This is a genomic window from Brevibacterium sp. RIT 803, from assembly GCF_016892625.1.
Lineage (GTDB): Bacteria > Actinomycetota > Actinomycetes > Actinomycetales > Brevibacteriaceae > Brevibacterium.
In genome coordinates, this window is sequence record NZ_JAFEMW010000003.1 from 504,194 (window position 1) to 519,958 (window position 15,765).

Genomic DNA, 15,765 nt, shown 5'->3' on the forward strand with positions numbered 1-15,765 from the left:
AACGCTCGCCTGCGTCGGCCTTACGGTCAATATGCGACACTGGCCCGTATGGTCCCCGGCACCGTGAATGAACTCTCAGCGCACGATCGAATGATCCTCGACCTGGAGAAGACAGAGCACACGTCAGCTGCTCGCGATGCGCTGTGTCGGCTCATCGAGCTGCCACTTGATAAGTACATTGTCGTGCTCGAGGGGATTGTCGATACGGATGCGGCCTATAGCTACGCCCCAGACGTCGTGAACCGAGTCAGGCATCTGAGAGCGGAGAGGTTTGCATTCGAACGACGGCACGGGCGGTGGAAGAACCCCCGCTCTTAGCTCGGCGCGTCACCACTCTAGTCTCACTCGGTCGGAGGAGAAAGGCCCCGATCAGACCGTCCTACGTGGTCGTGTGAGGCGTTGGTCCGCCCAAAACGCGGTAGGTCGTCTGGACCATCCCGCCATCGAGGACTGTGGTGCGCACGTGCTCGAGATCCACATCTCCGCCAAGTGACCCGAACAGTGATGGCCCATCGCCGATGAGCACAGGCACTTGGGACAGCGTGAGCTCCTCGACAAGCTTGGCGGCAAGGAACCACCGGACGGTCGCCCCACCGTCGACGTAGACGCGCTTACAGCCACTTCGCTCCGCTGCGTCGATGGCCGCTTCGGGTGAGCGGTGCACGATGATGCGAGGGTCTGCATCTGCGTCGAGGGTCGTACTGATGACGTGGATCGGGCGACCGAGGTAGGGCCACTCCTGGAAAGCAGCGATCGCCTCGTAGGTCTTCCGGCCCATCATCACCGCGTCAACCGACTCAACGAACGGCGTGAAGCCCGCATCTCCGGCGGCCTCGCCGCGGCTGGTCAGCCACTCCAAGTCCCCGTCCGGCCGCGCAATGCGGCCATCGACACTCAACCCAAGAAAGACAACGGCACGGAGGGACTGCTGTGACGCGGACATAGGGTCCAGTATGTCTGCTGCGAGCGAGAAGAATCAAGGAAAAGCCAACAGTACTCAGGCACCGCCACCTGAGGCTAACGATGAGTTTCTCCCAAACCCCTTGACTTAGAGTGCACTCACAGTCGTAGGTTTGTTTCCATGACCCAGCACACACCGCCCGTTAATATGAACGCGCTGGCCCGCTCGAGGTACCCCGATCGCAATCCGGGCACCTCCGGCGATGACTCCACACCAGCGGCCGCACAATCATGCAACACCGCCTCACAAGGAGATCCATCATGACCACCACTCATCTCGGCGACCTCACCGTCTCCCCCATCGGCTTCGGCTGCATGGCTTTGTCTCACGTCTACGGCGGCACCACCGATGAAGCGGCACGGGATACCCTGGGCGCGGCCGTCGACGCCGGTACCACCTTCCTCGACACCTCCGATGTCTACGGAAAACCCCGCGAAGGTGCCACCGGGCCGGCAGGAACGAACGAGGAGATGCTCGCACCGTTCCTGGCCAAGCGCCGCGACGAGGTGCAGTTGGCCACGAAGTTCGGTATCACCGCTCCCAGGGATGAGACGGGTGCCTCGGCCAAACGCACCGATGGTCGTCCGGAATACGCCCGTTCAGCCTGCGATGCTTCGTTGGCCCGCCTCGGCGTGGACACGATCGATCTCTACTACCACCATCGCCCGGATCCCGATGTGCCGATCGAGGAGACCGTCGGCGCCATGGCCCAACTGGTCGAGGCCGGCAAGATCCGCCACATCGGCCTCTCGGAGGTCACCTCCGAGGAGCTGCAGCGGGCCCACGCAGTCCACCCGATCGCCGCACTCCAGTCCGAGTGGAGCCTGTGGTCACGCGACGTCGAGGATCGTGTCGTGCCCGCCTGCGCCGAGCTCGGGGTCGGATTCGTGCCCTACAGTCCCCTGGGCCGCGGCTTCCTCACCGGCACCCTGACCAAGGAACAGGTCGCCGGTGACTTCCGCGGCGGCACCTCCCGCATGGGCGAGGCGTTCGACGCCAACCAGAAGATCGTCGACATCGTCGCCGAGGTGGCTCGCCGCCACGACGCCACTAACGCTCAGGTGGCGTTGGCTTGGCTCCTCCACCGCGCGGACCAGATGGGTGTCAGTGCGGTGCCGATCCCTGGCTCGCGCAAACCCGAGCGGGCTCTTGAAAACCTCGGGGCGGTTGGGCTGATTCTCGATGACGAGGACATGACGCGGCTCGACTCCATCCGCACGCTGGTGGAGGGCACCCGGAACATCGTCGACAATCCGAAATGGATCAGCTCGGGGCGGGAGTGAGCGGGCTTGCGAAAAGGTAGCGTATAGACATACGAAACAGTAGCGTATGGGATCTCGAAAAGGTAGCGTATAACCCTGTGAAATGGTAGCGTAGTGGGCCAGGACCAGCGAATCACTGACAAGTTCGCAGGTAACTACCACAGAGGACACGTTCCGTGGAATACCTTCCCCGCACCATCGATCTCGAGCTCAATGAACTGCTTGACGAAACTGCAGCCATAGCAATTGACGGGCCGAAGGGCATTGGTAAGACCGATACAGCAGTGCGACGATCAGATATCGCTTGGTACCTGGACAACCCGGGACAACGCGATGTCCTACGTTCTGACTTTTCGCTGAAGACAATCCCACAGGGCACTGTACTCTTCGATGAGTGGCAACAACTGCCACAGGTATGGGACTCAGTACGGCGCATGGTTGACGCAGGCGCACCGAGCGGACGGTTTCTTCTCACTGGCTCCGCATCGCCGGCAAATACTAGTGGCACCCACAGTGGAGCTGGTCGCATTCTGTCCCTCCGAATGCGACCAATGGGCGTGCACGAGCGCGGGCACGTCAAACCAACAGTCTCGCTGGCTCAGCTCCTATCGGGACAGGCAACACCACTCGAAGGGACATCGACATTTCTGCTAGCCGACTACGCAGGCGCCATCGTCTCCAGTGGCTTCCCAGGCATCATGAGTGCGGCACCAAGAGTCCAACGCCGCATGATAGATGCCTACCTTCAGAGAATCGTCGACAGAGACCTGCCCGACCTAGGATTCACTGTCAGACGTCCAGAAACGCTCAGGCGGTGGCTGGCTGCTTATGCTGCAGCTTCATCAACGACAACGGCATACTCACGCCTGCTCGACACAACAACGGGCGGTGACGGAACGCAACCAGCGAAAACCACGACTATCGCCTACCGGGACCACCTCAGCCAACTGTGGCTTCTCGACCCGGTCCCCGGCTGGGTACCGACCAACAATCCAAATCGACGCTTGCAACAGGCCCCAAAACATCATTTGGCCGACCCCGCTCTCGCTGCCAGCCTACTCAACCAGACTGCAGAATCGCTGTTGTCTCCCAGAGGAGCACACCTTGCGGGGCCCTTGTTTGAATCACTCGTGACGCTGGGTATTCGCGTCATGGCTCAAGCGGCAGAAGCTTCAGTCAGCCATCTCCGGTTGCATCGAGGCGACAGGGAAGTCGACCTTATTGTCGAAGGCGCCGACGGCGCGATACTCGGCATCGAGGTCAAACTTGCCGCCGACGTCTCCGATTCGGATGTTCGACACCTGCACTGGCTGCGGGACCAGGTTCCCGACCAGGTCGCCGACCTTGTAGTCATCACGACCGGAACTACCGCCTACCGTCGACCCGACGGAATCGCGGTCGTCCCCTTGGCCCTGCTTGGCCCCTGAGGCGACTACCCCAGCAGCCCCATCACCGACTCCCTGACCTGCAGCACAGCGAGGAAGCCGAACAACAGGAAGCACACGCTCAACAGCACATTCGACAGTCCGCGATTCCGCAACGTCTCCGGTACCGATGCGCGGTTGAGGATGACGAGGAGTGCGATCGCGAGCACCGGCAGGATGAAGGCACTGATCGCGGCGTAGATGAGGACCAAGGTGACCGGTTTGCCCAGACTCATGATCACCAGAGCCGCAATGCTGAGATAGACGAGCGCGCCGCGGAACTCGACGGACTTCGCCGACATCTCGAACTCAGGCTTGTCCTGATGCGGGTACCTGCGCAGCACCCGGATGCAGTCGGCGGTGACATAGGCGATCCCGGAGAACCCGCCGAGCACGCTCGTGTAGACCACTGCGAGGAAGCTGATGAGGAAGATGATGCGACCCGGTTCACCGATGCGGGTGACCAGGCTGTCGGCGATGGCGAAGAGCGAGCCGTTGTCGGCGATCGTGAAACCCTGCCCGTAGAGGATGAAGGCACCCACGGCGCTCATGGCTACGGCAAAGACGAACACCAGTCCGTAGCTGATGAACAGATCGATGCGCACGACCGGCTTCCACTGGGCGTCACGCCAGGACTTCTCACGGATCCAGTACGAGTAGGCGAGGATTCCCGTCGCACCGCCCACGCCGCCGATGAGCGACATGACGGTGATGATCGACCCGTTCGGGAAGGTCGGGGCAATGGTCTCTGCAGCGACCTCCTGGGCACCCTGGCCCTGGAACACAGAGATCGCGAGGGCAAGAATGCCGAAGAACATGATGATGCCGAAGCCGATCATCGCTTTCTCCACCAGACCGTAGCGTCCGATGCCGACGAGGACCGCAGCAGAGAGCAGGACGACGACCGCCGTCGGCCAGAACGGCAGCACCGGAAAGAGCGCCTGCAGGATGTTCGTCGTCACGGCGATGACGCCCGCACCGAAGAAGAGACCGACGAGCAGCTCGGCGATGAGGAACAGGGCTGGGAAGAGACGCCCGCCGAATGAGGTCAGGTGGGACAGCAGCGACCGGTCACCGCTCATCTGCAGACGGGACACCGCCTCAGAGAGGACGAATTTGAGGAGGATGCCGACGGTGAAGACCCAGATGAGGGCGAGCCCGTACTCGGCCCCGGAGTTCATCGTCGTGATCATGTCCGAGGCGCCGACGCTGGCCAGGGCCAGGACGATGCCCGGTCCGATCAGCCGCAGCCGTCCGGTCAATGATGCCGGCGCCGAGGTGGTGGCGCCCGTGGTCTGCGGTGTCGTTTCGGCGGACATGAGTGGGGTGCGGCTCCTTCACAGGTGTTCGTCGACGACGGCGCCGGCGTCGTTTACCCGGGCGTCGTCTGCTCAGGTGAGTATGGCCGATCCTCGAGATTCCTACGGTCTGGTCTCACCACCCGGGAAACCACTGGGCTGGGAACTCACGCCCACGATCACTCAGATCGCCGTCAGAGCTCTGCCACGCTCGGAGTACAGTAGTCCAGCGTGAGTACTGTCGCTGTCCCACCAGGCCCGACGCGGCCTCCGGTGCCCGTCTCCATAGCCGCGTTCGTCAGCAGCTTCGACCGTTTCGCGATCAGTCCCCTGATCGTTCTCGTCGCGGCCGATCTGGGAGCGACTCTGACTCAGGCACTGACGATCGCCAGCTCCTATTTCCTGGCATATGGCATCAGCCAACCCGTCTGGGGAGTGCTCTCCGATCGCATCGGGCGCATCCCTCTGATGAAGGCGACTCTGCTTGCCGCGGCGACGGCAGGAGTGGTCGCGACCTTCGCGCCGACCCTGACGATCCTCGTCATCGCTCGCGCCTTTTCGGGTGCCTTCTACGGAGCAATCGTTCCCACGTCCATGACCTATGTCGGGGACACCGTCGCCGAGGCTCATCGGCAGCCGGCGCTGACCGATCTCATGGCCGCGATCGCCCTCGGAACTGCCAGTGCCACAGCGCTGGCCGGGGCCCTCGCGCACTTCGCCGATTGGCGAATCGTCTTCGCCATTCCCGCGGTTCTGGCCGTGGGCTGTGTCGTCGGTCTGCGGCGACTGCGTGAACCAGCCCGCGAGGAGCAGGGCGGAGTCATCTCAACCCTCCAGGCGGCGGTGACCAACCGCTGGGTCCTCATCGTCATCAGTCTGGCGTTCGTGGAAGGCGCTGTGGTCCTCGGCGTTCTGACCCTGCTCGCACCGGCACTGCAATCTCAGGGAGTCGGCGCGGCAGTCGCAGGTCTGGCCACTGCGGCCTATGGAGTCGGCGTCATCCTCACCAGCCGCATGGTCAAAGTGCTCAGTCGCAGGCTGAGCATGCCCCGGCTCATGGTCATCGGCGGCGCGGCGACCGTGATCGGATTCGCCGTCCTCACCATTCACCTGTCCACGCTGACAGTCATCATCGCCGCACTCCTGCTCGGAGCAACCTGGTCCTTCCAGCATTCCTCGTTGCAGACCTGGGCCACGTCTGTCCTGCCGCGGGCGCGCGGAACCGTCGTCGCGCTCTTCGCAGGATGCCTGTTCGCCGGCAGTGCACTGGGCACATCGGTCGGAGGCACTCTCGGCGACAACGACCAGTGGACGCCGCTGTTCGCGATGACCGGCCTCGTGGCACTCGGGCTCACGGTCACCATCGTCATCAGCCGCCGCACCTTTGCCGGTCCGCGGAACGGCTGAGCGGACGAAGAGACTACCGCCCGAAGTACTCCTTGCACGCCCTGCGAACTCGCTCGATCGCTTCATCGTCGATGTCCAGGTGCGTGACCCACCGCGGCTTTCCGTGTCCGGCACCGGTGATGATGCCGCGTTCGGCGAGGAAGGCTGCGAAGGCGGGCATGTCGACGCCGTCTGGGGAGAGGAAGACCATGTTGGTCCGCGCCTGACCGGCGCCGAGTTCGGGAAACTCCGTGAACATCTCGGAGAGACGATCTGCCCGATCGTGATCCTCACGCAGACGGTTCACGTTGTTCTCAAGCGCATAGATCCCGGCTGCAGCGAGCACCCCGGTCTGGCGCATTCCACCGCCGAGCAGCTTGCGGATGCGCTTGGCTCGATGGACAAGATCTCTGGGTCCGGCGAAGACAGCACCGACGGGTGCGCCGAGGCCCTTCGACAGACACAGAGTGGCCGAGTCGAAGTCACTCGCGACGGATGACGGCCTGCTGTCCGTGGCCACGGCCGCGTTCATCATTCGCGCCCCGTCGAGGTGGGTCGACAAGCCGTGGCTGCGCGCCAGCTCGGTCGCCTCCGCGACGTAGCCCTCGGGCAGGGGACGACCGTTGAAGGTGTTCTCCAAGGTCAGCAGTCGGGTGACCGGATTGTGAAAATCATCGGGTTTGATCGCCGAGGTGATCGCGTCGAGATCGATGATGCCCTCGGGTTCGTTGGGCAGGGGTTGGGGCTGGATCGATCCCAGAACTGCTGCTCCCCCGCCTTCGTCGCGGTAGGCGTGCGCGGTCTGACCGACGATGTACTCATCGCCGCGTCCGCAGTGGGCCATGATGCCGGCGAGGTTGGCCTGAGTTGCCGACGGGAAGAACAGTCCCGCTTCCTTGCCGAGGATTTCGGCGGTCATCGCCTCCAACCGGTTGGTCGTCGGGTCTTCGTCATAGACGGCGTCGCCCACCTCGGCGTCGGCCATGGCCTTGCGCATTTTCTCGCTGGGCCGGGTCACCGTGTCCGAGCGGAAGTCGACCTCCGGGATCATTCTGTGGCTCATGTGATCACACTGCTTTCGCGCCGACGACCGGGTGATTGCTCGCGATCGAGATTCGGTTGAACGCGTTGATCAGCGTCACTGTCCACTCGACGGCGGAGATCTGCTCGGTGCTCAGATGCTGTCCCGCCTCGGCGGCGATCTCGTCACGATCAGCGCTCTTGTCGAGGATAGTCAGCGTCTCGGCGATGAGGAGTGCGGATTTCTCGGTGTCGTCGAAGATCTCGGCCTCTCGCCAACTGGGCAGCACATCGAGCTTGAGCTGATCGATGCCGGCCTTCCGTGCGGCCGGGGCGTGGATGCTCAAGCAGGTCCGGCAGCCGTTGATCTGAGAGACCCGCATGTTGATGATTTCGATGAGACCGTCATCGAGCCCGGCCGCCCGAGCGGCTTTGCGGGATGCGGTGGCGGTCTGCGCCAGGGCCTTGTAGACCTCTGGATGGGTCTTGTCCACATACGGGCGATTGGCGTTCATTCAGCATGCCTCTTGACGATGTCGATATCCGCACCGGTTGCCTTGCGGAATCGACCGCCCTCGGCCTGGTAGTCGTCCCCAGTGTCGTTGAGCTTCTTGACGAACAGCGGGCAGACCGGCACCACGGTGATGCTCTTCTCCCGAGAGTCGGCCAGGGCCTGTGCGACGAGAACCTTCGACAGTCCCCGACCGCCGAAGGCCCCATCGACGACCGTGTGGTAGAAGATCCGTTCAGTCTCGGCCTCCGGCCCGGGAAGGAAGTAGGCGTGACCGGCGACCTCACCGCCGTCGACTGTGATGACGTAGGACTGTCCTTGTTCATCGAGTTCCACATGCACGTCTGCGCCCGTGGAATCCTTGAGTGCTTCGCTCATTGCTTTCTCCTCTGCTCTCATCAATATGCTGGTCTCATCATCGCTGAGGTCGGCTCAGCTGCTCTTGGGCCCGCCCTGAACCTGCGGCGGCGGATTTCTGCGTGCTTTGATGGTCACGTCGGGCAGCCTCGGCGCGGGGAGGCGTCCGAGGCCCTCGGCGTTGGATCCTGGCCCGCCCTGGCCGACGTAGCCCTCGACCTCGCCGAACCGATCACCCTCGTCCTGCCATTCCTGCCGGAACCGGCTGATCTCCTCGTGGGTGCGGCCCACGAAGTTCCACCACATGACGATCTGCTCGGGAAAGGGCTCACCGCCGAGGAGGACGATCCGTGCCGTGGTGTCTGCGCGGTTGCTGATGCGCATCTCCTTCAGGCCCACGCCGGTGTATCCGATGGAGTTGACCGGCAGCGGAACGTTCTCGAGGGTGATGTCGCCGGCGTCGACGAGGACGCCGTGTTCGAAGGTCTCATCGACGGGGAGGTCGATGCTCGCGCCGGGATCCAGGCGGATCTCCGCACCGAGGAGGGGCGAATGGGTGCTCACGGGTGAGGCCGAACCCCACAGCTGGCCGAGGAAGACGAGGAACTCGCCTCCGTCGAAGCTCGTGACCTCGGGTGCGAAGTGCTCGAACTCGCGTGCTTCCTGGTGGCGAGTGTGATCAGGCAGGGCCAACCACAGTTGGACCCCGTGGAGATTCGACGTGTCTTCCGTCGACACCTCGGAGTGGCAGATGCCGCGGCCGGCGGTCATGAGATTGACCTCGCCCGGTAACACCAGGCCGGCATGTCCGCCGGAATCGATGTGCTGGACCGCTCCTTCGAAGAGCCAACTCACGGTCTGCAGACCGGTATGCGGGTGCGGCGCGACGTCCATACCCGCTGAGCCTGAAACATCATTGGGACCGTAGTGGTCGACGAAGCACCACGGGCCGATGAGCGAACGCTGCCTCTGTGGCAGGGTCCGGCGCACGGTCATCGCCCGGGGCCCGCCGAGGGGCACGTCTCGAGATGGGATGATCTCGACCGGCGAGCGGCCCCGCTCATCGCATTGCGGTCCGGGCAGGCCACCGGCCCGGCAGACCACTTGGTCCGGTTGGGCTTCGACGTTGCTCATTCGTGTCTCCTTCTCACTGCCGACCCACCTCGGCGGTCATCGTGGTTCGTTCGGTTCTGCTGGACTCGGTTGGATCTGATCGACCAGATCGAGGAGGACGCTGAGATTCTCTTCCGTCAATCCGGCGAAGGCGGTGCGGACGATGTCTGCGTTGGTGCGTGCAGATTCGCGTTTCAATCGCAGTCCATCGGGTGTCAGTTCCACGCAGACTCCGCGTTGGTCGGTCGAATCGGAGGTCTGGGTGACGAGTCCACGTGTCTCCAAGCGACCCAGCAGTCGTGAGAGCGCACTGCGGCTGAGCACAATCTGGTGCAGAAGCTCGCGGTGGCGGATGGTGGTCGTCGACGGGATATTGATGAGGACGTCGAACTCGGTGGCCGTGAGGCCGTGATCGGCGCGGAGCTTGGCTTCCAGAGTGTCGACGAGGTCTGCGTGCTTCTCAAGCATCCGTCGCCACACGGTGATGGGCCCACAGCCGGCCAGTTCCATGGGTCGCTTCCTATTTCCCGGCCTTGTCGCGGTCAACGGCTGGATCGCGGACCGGTTCGGGCTGAGTCGTGAAACGAACGTCGGTCATGTCGGCAACTCCTCATGGATCGGGGTCGAACTCGTGATTCGGCCTGGTGCACACGCGCAACTTGTTGCATTGACAACAATTTCATAGTTGGATGGACATGTCCAGGGTTGTCGGCGCTGACCGCTTGACGATCGCACTCTTCGAGAAGGGCACGCCCATGCGAACACCGATCCCTGACTATCTGACCGAGATTCTCGAGAGTCTTCGCTCTGAGGACGGCGGTGCCGTCGCGGACTACATTCCTGGCCTCAAGACCGCCGATGCTGAGCTGTTCGCAGTCGCGATCACAACAGTCGACGGCCGCTCCTATACCGCCGGCGACTGCGATGTCGAGTTCTCCATCCAATCCATGTCGAAGCCCTTCGCCTACGCGGCGGCCCTGGCCGATCGCGGAGAGGACATCGTCGCCGATCACGTCGGGGTCGATCCTTCCGGAGAGGCATTCAACGAACTGTCCCTTGAGACGGGGTCCCACCGCCCCCGCAATCCGATGATCAATGCCGGTGCGATCACGGCTCACAGCCTCCTCGTGGGACCCGGAGCATCCATCGAGGAGAGGGTGGAGCGCGCCCTCGGCTTCTTCTCGCAGCTGGCGGGACGCCGGCTGTCGATCGACGAGTCCATTCGCGAATCCGAATTGGCCACGGCTGACCGGAACCTGTCGATCGCTCATATGCTGCGCAGCTACGGGATCATCGACGATGACCCGCATGACGTTGTGGCAGGGTACACGGCCCAGTGTTCGATCACTGTGACTGTGCGCGATATCGCGATGATGGCGGCAACACTCGCCGCCGGAGGAGTCCACCCCGTGTCCGGGCAGCGAGTCATCGATCGCCATGCGTCTCGGCGCACGTTGTCCGTCATGGCTGCGGCCGGCATGTACGACGCGGCAGGGTCGTGGTTCAACGATGTCGGCATTCCGGCCAAGAGCGGCGTCGCCGGCGGTCTCCTCGGCGCGCTGCCGGGGCAGGTCGGGATCGGGTCCTTCTCACCTCGTCTCGACGATCACGGCAACAGCGTCCGGGGTGTGAAGGTGTTCCGCCGCTTATCAGCGGATATGGGGCTGCATCTCATGGAAGCGGAGGCGTTCGGCTCTCGCGCACTGCGAGGGGTTCACGATGACGGCGACCTGACGATCGTCAAGCTGCAGGGCGTCGTCAATTTCGTCGGCGCCGAGGGACTCCTCGACAGCCTCGATTCTCACCAACCGTCGACCGCGACCGTCGTCTTCGATACCAGTCGCGTCGACGACTTCACCGATGTCGGCCGGCGCATGACGCTCGAAGGCATGCGCCGTCTCGTACTCGATGGGCACAGTGTCGGCCTCATCGACCCGGGCAGGAAGCTGCCGGAACCCGACTTAGGCGACGGAACGCGACCGTTCGACGCAACCGAGTGAGACCGCCTCGGTGTGGGATGCACTGACAGACCCGCACCTCTGGACCGACACGGCCTGTCGACGGCGCTTCAGACGTGGTGCTTCACGAACTCCACGTCGGCCTCGGTGGCCCAGCGGAATCGGCCGCCGATGGCGAGGAAGTCGTTGCCGTGCTCTTTCAGTCGCTTGGCGAACAGCGGGCAGACCGGCACTACCCTGATTCCTCTGTCGCTGCTGTCCTTGAGCGCGTGGGAGACGAGGATCTTCGCCAGGCCCCGTCCTGCGAACTCTTCGCCGACTTCCGTGTGATACATGATCCACTCGGGTCCAGAACCGGCTTCGGCACCTGGCCCGGGACCGGTGAGATAGTGGGCTCTTCCAGCCACTGCTCCGGTATCGACCGTGACCACAAACGCCGAGGCTTCTTCGTCGAGCTCAACGCTCACCCTGGCACCGGTGGCATCCTGCACAGTTTCAGACATGCTCCAGCCTCCTCGATCGGAATCACTTCCATTGTGCGCTTTCACGACGGCTTTGCCCATCCCTGCGCTCAGTCGACGGGAATCCGCTTGCGCCACGGCCACCATACGTTTCGACCGATATCGTGGACAAGGGCCGGGACGACGAGAGAGCGCACGAGGATGGCGTCGAGGAGGACGCCGAAGGTGACGATGAAAGCCAGCTGGAACAGGAACATCACCGGGATGACCACGAGTGCGGCGAACGTCGCGGCAAGGACGATCCCCGCCGAGGTGATGACCCCGCCGGTGGCCACGAGCCCGGACAGCACGCCCTCGCGAGTGCCCACACGCAAGGATTCCTCGCGCACGCGGGACATGAGGAAGATGTTGTAGTCGATGCCCAGCGCCACAAGGAACACGAACGCGTACAAGGGCACCGATGGGTCAGCCCCGGAGAAGCCGATGATGTGGTTGAACACCAGAGCGGAGACCCCGAGCGCCGTGCCGAAGGACAGTACGGTCAGCGCCACGAGCAGCAGAGGGGCCAGCAGCGACCTCAGCAGCAGGATGAGGATGACGGTGATGACGAGAAGGATCAGCGGGATCGCCAGGGCCCGGTCCGCCTCGGCAGTGGTGTTCGTGTCGAGGTCGACCGCCGTCTCCCCGCCGACAAGCGCCTGGGCGTCGACATCATGGACGGCGTCACGGATCGAGGTGACGGTGTCCTCGGCCGCGAGGGAATCGGCAGCATCAGACAGGGTGACCTCGAGAAGAACCTGACCGTCGACCTCAGTGGGTGCCGGTGGGGATGCCGGCGGCGCACCCGCACCCTCGGGTCCGCCCTCGCGGCGCGGTGCCTGGAGAGTGCCCTCGTCGTCGATGGCAACGGTCCCACTCGGGGAGTCGTTGGCGACGACAGTCATCGACTCAACCCCGCCGAGGCTGCTGACGGCTTTCGCCGCATCCTTGAGCTGGTCCTCCGCCACGACGATCTGTGTCGGCGAACCTGAGCCACCGGGGAAATGCTCGGCCAGGACGTCCTGGCCGTCGCGAGCTTCGGACTCGCCCAGAACGAAGTCACTCTGCGCCACACCGGAGGCCTTGAACTGCGGGAAGGCCAGCAGCGGCAGTGCGAGGAGGATGACGAGACCGATCCAGATTGCGCGCGGACGCCGGGCGACCACCTCGGCGATGCGGTTCCACACGCCCTTCTTCGGTGCAGCGGTCCTCTCCGTGCGGACCTTCGGGAGGAACGGCCAGAAGACGGCGCGGCCGATGACGATGAGGGCGGCAGGCAGGAATGTGAGTGCCGCACACATCGCCACGAGGATGCCGATCGCCGCCACGGGGCCCAGAGCTCGGGTCGAGGCCAGGTCGGTGAGCAGGAGGACGAGGAGTCCGGCGATGACTGTGCCACCCGATGCCGCGATCGGCTCGAGGACGCCTTTGATCGCCTTGAGTCCGGCTCTCACGCGGTCGCGTTCGGTCAGCAGCGCATCGCGGAACCGGGCGACGACGAGGAGGGAGTAGTCCGTGGTCGCGCCGACGACGAGGATGAAGAGAATGCCCTGAACCTGACCGTTGATGAGGAGGATCCCGGCATCGGCGAGGTGCCAGATGACGAAGATCGAGGCCGAGAGTGCTGCCACCGAGGTGAAGAGCACGATGACCGGAAGCAGCGGTGAGCGGTAAACGATGATGAGGATGACGAAGACCGCGATCAGCGCGACGAGCAGAAGGATGCCGTCGATGCCGGCGAACGCCTCAGAGAGATCGGCGGAGAAACCTCCGGGTCCGGTGACGTAGACATCCGCCGAGGTGGTGGCCTCGTTGGTCTCACCGTTGACGCCAGCTGCTGCAGCTGCGATCGGGAAGGTCCCAGCGATGGTCGAGCGGATCTGCTCGACGTCGTCGGCCGTGGTGTCCGTGGAGACCGGAAGGATGAGCTCAAGGGCATCACCGTCCTCGGAGGGGATGATCGGTGAGGCATCGGCTGCGAGCAGCTCCTTGTCCTCGAGCGTCGCGGTCAGGTCCTCGAGATCGCGACGGTCGCTGTCGCTGACGCCGTCCTTGTTCTCGAGCACGACGATGGCCGGAACATAGTCCAGGTCGCTGAACTCATCGATGAGAGCCTGGGCCTTCGTCGACTCAGCCGATTCGGGCAGGAACGAAGAGCGATCGTTCGTGGCCACCTCGGAGATCTTGCCGAAGTAGGGCCCGCCGACTCCTGCGATGGCCACCCATGCAACGAGGAGGACGGCGAAGAGTGCGATAAGTGAGCGGCGGGCGGTTGGTCGGGTGTGGGTTTTGCCTGCACTTGGGGCTGTGCCGGCTGGGGACTGGATCGAGCCTGGGGTCGGCTCCGGAGGGGTGCTGGTAAGCAGGTGACGGGGCATAGTCTCAGACTACGCCAGTAGACGCTTCACCTCGACGTTCACAGCCCGTGGGCCTGCACGAAGTTCTTGAGGATCTGACGGATCCAGTTATTCTCGATAAGACCGTCCACCTCCGTCTTCCAGATCGCGGAAATCGTGAACCGCGGCATCGAGAGCCGGCGTTGTCGTGGGAACGATATCGATGATGAGGTCATCCAAGGTTGGGCGCCACAACTGACTAATTGTCTGGTGGATGGCAAAGTTCACTAGTAATCAACGAGGTGCATTCCGTCGGGCTCATCGCAGAAGGAGTAGTTGCCGAACCTATCCGATCGCACACTGAAGAGGGTCCTGGCCCAATGCCCGCACCGATGACCGCTCAATCCCCCGCACCCAGCCGCCGACACTCCAGCGCGATGACGACATCGGCCATGACTCTCGGGTCCCCGAGTCGAGATCCGAGAATGCTTTCGATCTGAGTTAACCGATACCGGACGGTGTTCTCGTGGACCTGCAGCCGACGAGCCGCCTCGGCGACGTTCGCACCGCAGTCGATGTATGTGGTCAGGGTCAACCAGGAATCAGGATTCCGGGAGATCCTGTCGAGGTAGCGCTGGACGATGAGCTGATCGAAACGCGAACTCATCCGCGCCGCCGCCCAGGCCACCGGGCGCATGGAGTCGACATAGACGAACTCCCCAGGACCGGCGGCCCCAAGCGCCACATCTGCCGATCTCAACATCTCTGGGACTTGGCTGAGTGCAGTGAACGGTTCGGAGACCCCAGTTCCGATGATTCCCGCGGCGAAGTAGTCCTCGACAGCGAAATCCTCGGCACATAGTGCGGTGTGTTCGACCGCAGAGGCGGTGTATCCGGTGTCACTGGCGACGATCCCTTGCGTTAAGGTCGGAGATTGCTGATCAGTGCTCGACGTTCCTGAGTCCGCCCTTGCCCGCACGATGCGCACGGGCTGATAGGGGACGAATCCGAACTTCTCCAAGGACCTCCACCGTGCGGGTTCATTACCGGGTGACACCCCCGCCTCAAGGTCGCGCATCAGTCGTGCTGATTCCTCTCGGCGCGTGCTGATCGAGAATGATTCGAAGCCTTCGAATGCCTGCAGGATCTTCGTCATCGTGTCGAAGACGAGTCCCACGTCGGCTGCAGCGCCACTGCCGGCGCGGCCCGACTCACGGACAGCCCCACCAGCCTCGACCTCCTCGTGAATGGCAATGACGATGACTTGGTCGCGCTGCCTGATCCGTACCGCACGCGCACGCACAATCCACCGGCCGATCTGAGTCTGCGCGGTATAGGCCAGATCCGCGGAGAGAACCCAATCCGAGATGAGGTGGGCGGGAGCCGACCCAACCGACCGGATGACTTCGCCGAGTTCATTGACGACCAGGCCCGAACCCCTGCAGATTCTCGCCGCTCGCCGGAGCACCGACTCCAGAGGGTCCGCGGTGCCAAGTGACGCCAACAACTCACCGAAGACCCACTCCCGTGATCTCTCCATCACTTCTCCTGACCTCTCGGCGCCTACGGTCAGCTCACCAGCCCCGTTGCAACGCTTTTGTGTTTTCTACAATAACAGCGGATTTATCCTTCGATTCCT

15 protein-coding genes are annotated in these 15,765 nt (G+C 63.4%); 5 read left to right on the plus strand and 10 right to left on the minus strand.

Translation table 11 applies throughout. The annotated features are described in order from the left end of the window. Window positions 1–48 precede the first annotated feature (48 nt). Window positions 49–318, plus strand: a complete 270-nt coding sequence (locus JTF07_RS12635; protein WP_204234606.1) for a DUF3263 domain-containing protein — start codon at window positions 49–51, stop codon at window positions 316–318. A 61-nt stretch (window positions 319–379) separates the two neighbouring features. Here JTF07_RS12635 and JTF07_RS12640 read toward each other — a convergent pair whose 3' ends face one another. Beyond that, window positions 380–943 (minus strand): dihydrofolate reductase family protein, encoded by a 564-nt coding sequence (locus tag JTF07_RS12640; protein ID WP_204234607.1) that lies wholly within the window; start codon window positions 941–943, stop codon window positions 380–382. 278 nt (window positions 944–1,221) lie between these two features. Between JTF07_RS12640 and JTF07_RS12645 the strand changes: the two genes are divergently transcribed. Both JTF07_RS12645 and JTF07_RS12650 read left to right on the plus strand, forming a co-directional pair. Beyond that, window positions 1,222–2,244 carry an aldo/keto reductase gene (locus JTF07_RS12645; protein ID WP_204234608.1) on the plus strand — a complete coding sequence of 341 codons (1,023 nt, stop codon included), beginning with the start codon at window positions 1,222–1,224 and terminating at the stop codon, window positions 2,242–2,244. 155 nt (window positions 2,245–2,399) lie between these two features. Next, complete coding sequence (locus tag JTF07_RS12650; RefSeq protein WP_204234609.1) at window positions 2,400–3,650, plus strand: ATP-binding protein; 1,251 nt, start codon at window positions 2,400–2,402, stop codon at window positions 3,648–3,650. Window positions 3,651–3,655: 5 nt separating this feature from the next. Here JTF07_RS12650 and JTF07_RS12655 read toward each other — a convergent pair whose 3' ends face one another. Next, on the minus strand, window positions 3,656–4,966 hold the full coding sequence (locus JTF07_RS12655) for an Nramp family divalent metal transporter (protein ID WP_204234610.1): 1,311 nt from the start codon (window positions 4,964–4,966) through the stop codon (window positions 3,656–3,658). Between the two features lie 210 nt (window positions 4,967–5,176). On the opposite strand from JTF07_RS12655, the gene JTF07_RS20900 reads away from it, so the two are divergent. Next, window positions 5,177–6,352, plus strand: a complete 1,176-nt coding sequence (locus JTF07_RS20900; protein ID WP_353843956.1) for an MFS transporter — start codon at window positions 5,177–5,179, stop codon at window positions 6,350–6,352. 13 nt (window positions 6,353–6,365) lie between these two features. Here the strand turns inward: JTF07_RS20900 and ltaE are convergent, their stop codons facing one another. From ltaE to JTF07_RS12685, 5 genes are read right to left on the minus strand one after another with little or no spacing between them, the layout of a single operon-like run. Then, window positions 6,366–7,394 carry a low-specificity L-threonine aldolase gene (ltaE, locus tag JTF07_RS12665; RefSeq protein ID WP_252199771.1) on the minus strand — a complete coding sequence of 343 codons (1,029 nt, stop codon included), beginning with the start codon at window positions 7,392–7,394 and terminating at the stop codon, window positions 6,366–6,368. A gap of 4 nt (window positions 7,395–7,398) precedes the next feature. Continuing rightward, window positions 7,399–7,866, minus strand: a complete 468-nt coding sequence (locus JTF07_RS12670) for a carboxymuconolactone decarboxylase family protein (RefSeq protein ID WP_204234611.1) — start codon at window positions 7,864–7,866, stop codon at window positions 7,399–7,401. Then, window positions 7,863–8,240, minus strand: coding sequence for a GNAT family N-acetyltransferase (locus JTF07_RS12675; protein WP_204234612.1), 378 nt, complete (start codon window positions 8,238–8,240; stop codon window positions 7,863–7,865). Before JTF07_RS12675 ends, JTF07_RS12670 begins: the two co-directional genes overlap by 4 nt. Before the next feature lie 54 nt (window positions 8,241–8,294). After that, window positions 8,295–9,353 carry a pirin family protein gene (locus JTF07_RS12680; RefSeq protein ID WP_204234613.1) on the minus strand — a complete coding sequence of 353 codons (1,059 nt, stop codon included), beginning with the start codon at window positions 9,351–9,353 and terminating at the stop codon, window positions 8,295–8,297. 36 nt (window positions 9,354–9,389) lie between these two features. Further along, entirely contained in the window at window positions 9,390–9,842 is a 453-nt protein-coding gene (locus tag JTF07_RS12685) for a MarR family winged helix-turn-helix transcriptional regulator (protein WP_204234614.1), read from the minus strand. 185 nt (window positions 9,843–10,027) lie between these two features. On the opposite strand from JTF07_RS12685, the gene JTF07_RS12690 reads away from it, so the two are divergent. Then, entirely contained in the window at window positions 10,028–11,332 is a 1,305-nt protein-coding gene (locus tag JTF07_RS12690) for a glutaminase (protein WP_353843957.1), read from the plus strand. A gap of 68 nt (window positions 11,333–11,400) precedes the next feature. Here JTF07_RS12690 and JTF07_RS12695 read toward each other — a convergent pair whose 3' ends face one another. The 3 genes from JTF07_RS12695 to JTF07_RS12705 all read right to left on the minus strand — a co-directional run bounded on the left by JTF07_RS12695 (window position 11,401) and on the right by JTF07_RS12705 (window position 15,666). Beyond that, a complete protein-coding gene (locus JTF07_RS12695; protein WP_204234615.1) occupies window positions 11,401–11,793 on the minus strand; it encodes a GNAT family N-acetyltransferase in 393 nt (130 codons plus the stop codon). 68 nt (window positions 11,794–11,861) lie between these two features. Continuing rightward, a complete protein-coding gene (locus JTF07_RS12700; RefSeq protein WP_204234616.1) occupies window positions 11,862–14,168 on the minus strand; it encodes an MMPL family transporter in 2,307 nt (768 codons plus the stop codon). 358 nt (window positions 14,169–14,526) lie between these two features. Next, the gene (locus tag JTF07_RS12705) at window positions 14,527–15,666 is read right to left on the minus strand and encodes a PucR family transcriptional regulator (RefSeq protein ID WP_204234617.1); all 1,140 of its coding nucleotides are present in this window, start codon (window positions 15,664–15,666) and stop codon (window positions 14,527–14,529) included. Window positions 15,667–15,765 lie beyond the last annotated feature (99 nt).

What these genes read in the sequence shown, in the direction of transcription:
- JTF07_RS12635 (WP_204234606.1), top strand. Translation starts at nt 49, where the DNA reads ATGGTCCCCGGCACCGTGAATGAACTCTCAGCGCACGATCGAATGATC.
- JTF07_RS12640 (WP_204234607.1), bottom strand. Translation starts at nt 943, where the DNA reads ATGTCCGCGTCACAGCAGTCCCTCCGTGCCGTTGTCTTTCTTGGGTTG.
- JTF07_RS12645 (WP_204234608.1), top strand. Translation starts at nt 1,222, where the DNA reads ATGACCACCACTCATCTCGGCGACCTCACCGTCTCCCCCATCGGCTTC.
- JTF07_RS12655 (WP_204234610.1), bottom strand. Translation starts at nt 4,966, where the DNA reads ATGTCCGCCGAAACGACACCGCAGACCACGGGCGCCACCACCTCGGCG.
- ltaE (WP_252199771.1), bottom strand. Translation starts at nt 7,394, where the DNA reads ATGAGCCACAGAATGATCCCGGAGGTCGACTTCCGCTCGGACACGGTG.
- JTF07_RS12670 (WP_204234611.1), bottom strand. Translation starts at nt 7,866, where the DNA reads ATGAACGCCAATCGCCCGTATGTGGACAAGACCCATCCAGAGGTCTAC.
- JTF07_RS12675 (WP_204234612.1), bottom strand. Translation starts at nt 8,240, where the DNA reads ATGAGCGAAGCACTCAAGGATTCCACGGGCGCAGACGTGCATGTGGAA.
- JTF07_RS12680 (WP_204234613.1), bottom strand. Translation starts at nt 9,353, where the DNA reads ATGAGCAACGTCGAAGCCCAACCGGACCAAGTGGTCTGCCGGGCCGGT.
- JTF07_RS12685 (WP_204234614.1), bottom strand. Translation starts at nt 9,842, where the DNA reads ATGGAACTGGCCGGCTGTGGGCCCATCACCGTGTGGCGACGGATGCTT.
- JTF07_RS12690 (WP_353843957.1), top strand. Translation starts at nt 10,028, where the DNA reads ATGTCCAGGGTTGTCGGCGCTGACCGCTTGACGATCGCACTCTTCGAG.
- JTF07_RS12695 (WP_204234615.1), bottom strand. Translation starts at nt 11,793, where the DNA reads ATGTCTGAAACTGTGCAGGATGCCACCGGTGCCAGGGTGAGCGTTGAG.
- JTF07_RS12700 (WP_204234616.1), bottom strand. Translation starts at nt 14,168, where the DNA reads ATGCCCCGTCACCTGCTTACCAGCACCCCTCCGGAGCCGACCCCAGGC.
- JTF07_RS12705 (WP_204234617.1), bottom strand. Translation starts at nt 15,666, where the DNA reads ATGGAGAGATCACGGGAGTGGGTCTTCGGTGAGTTGTTGGCGTCACTT.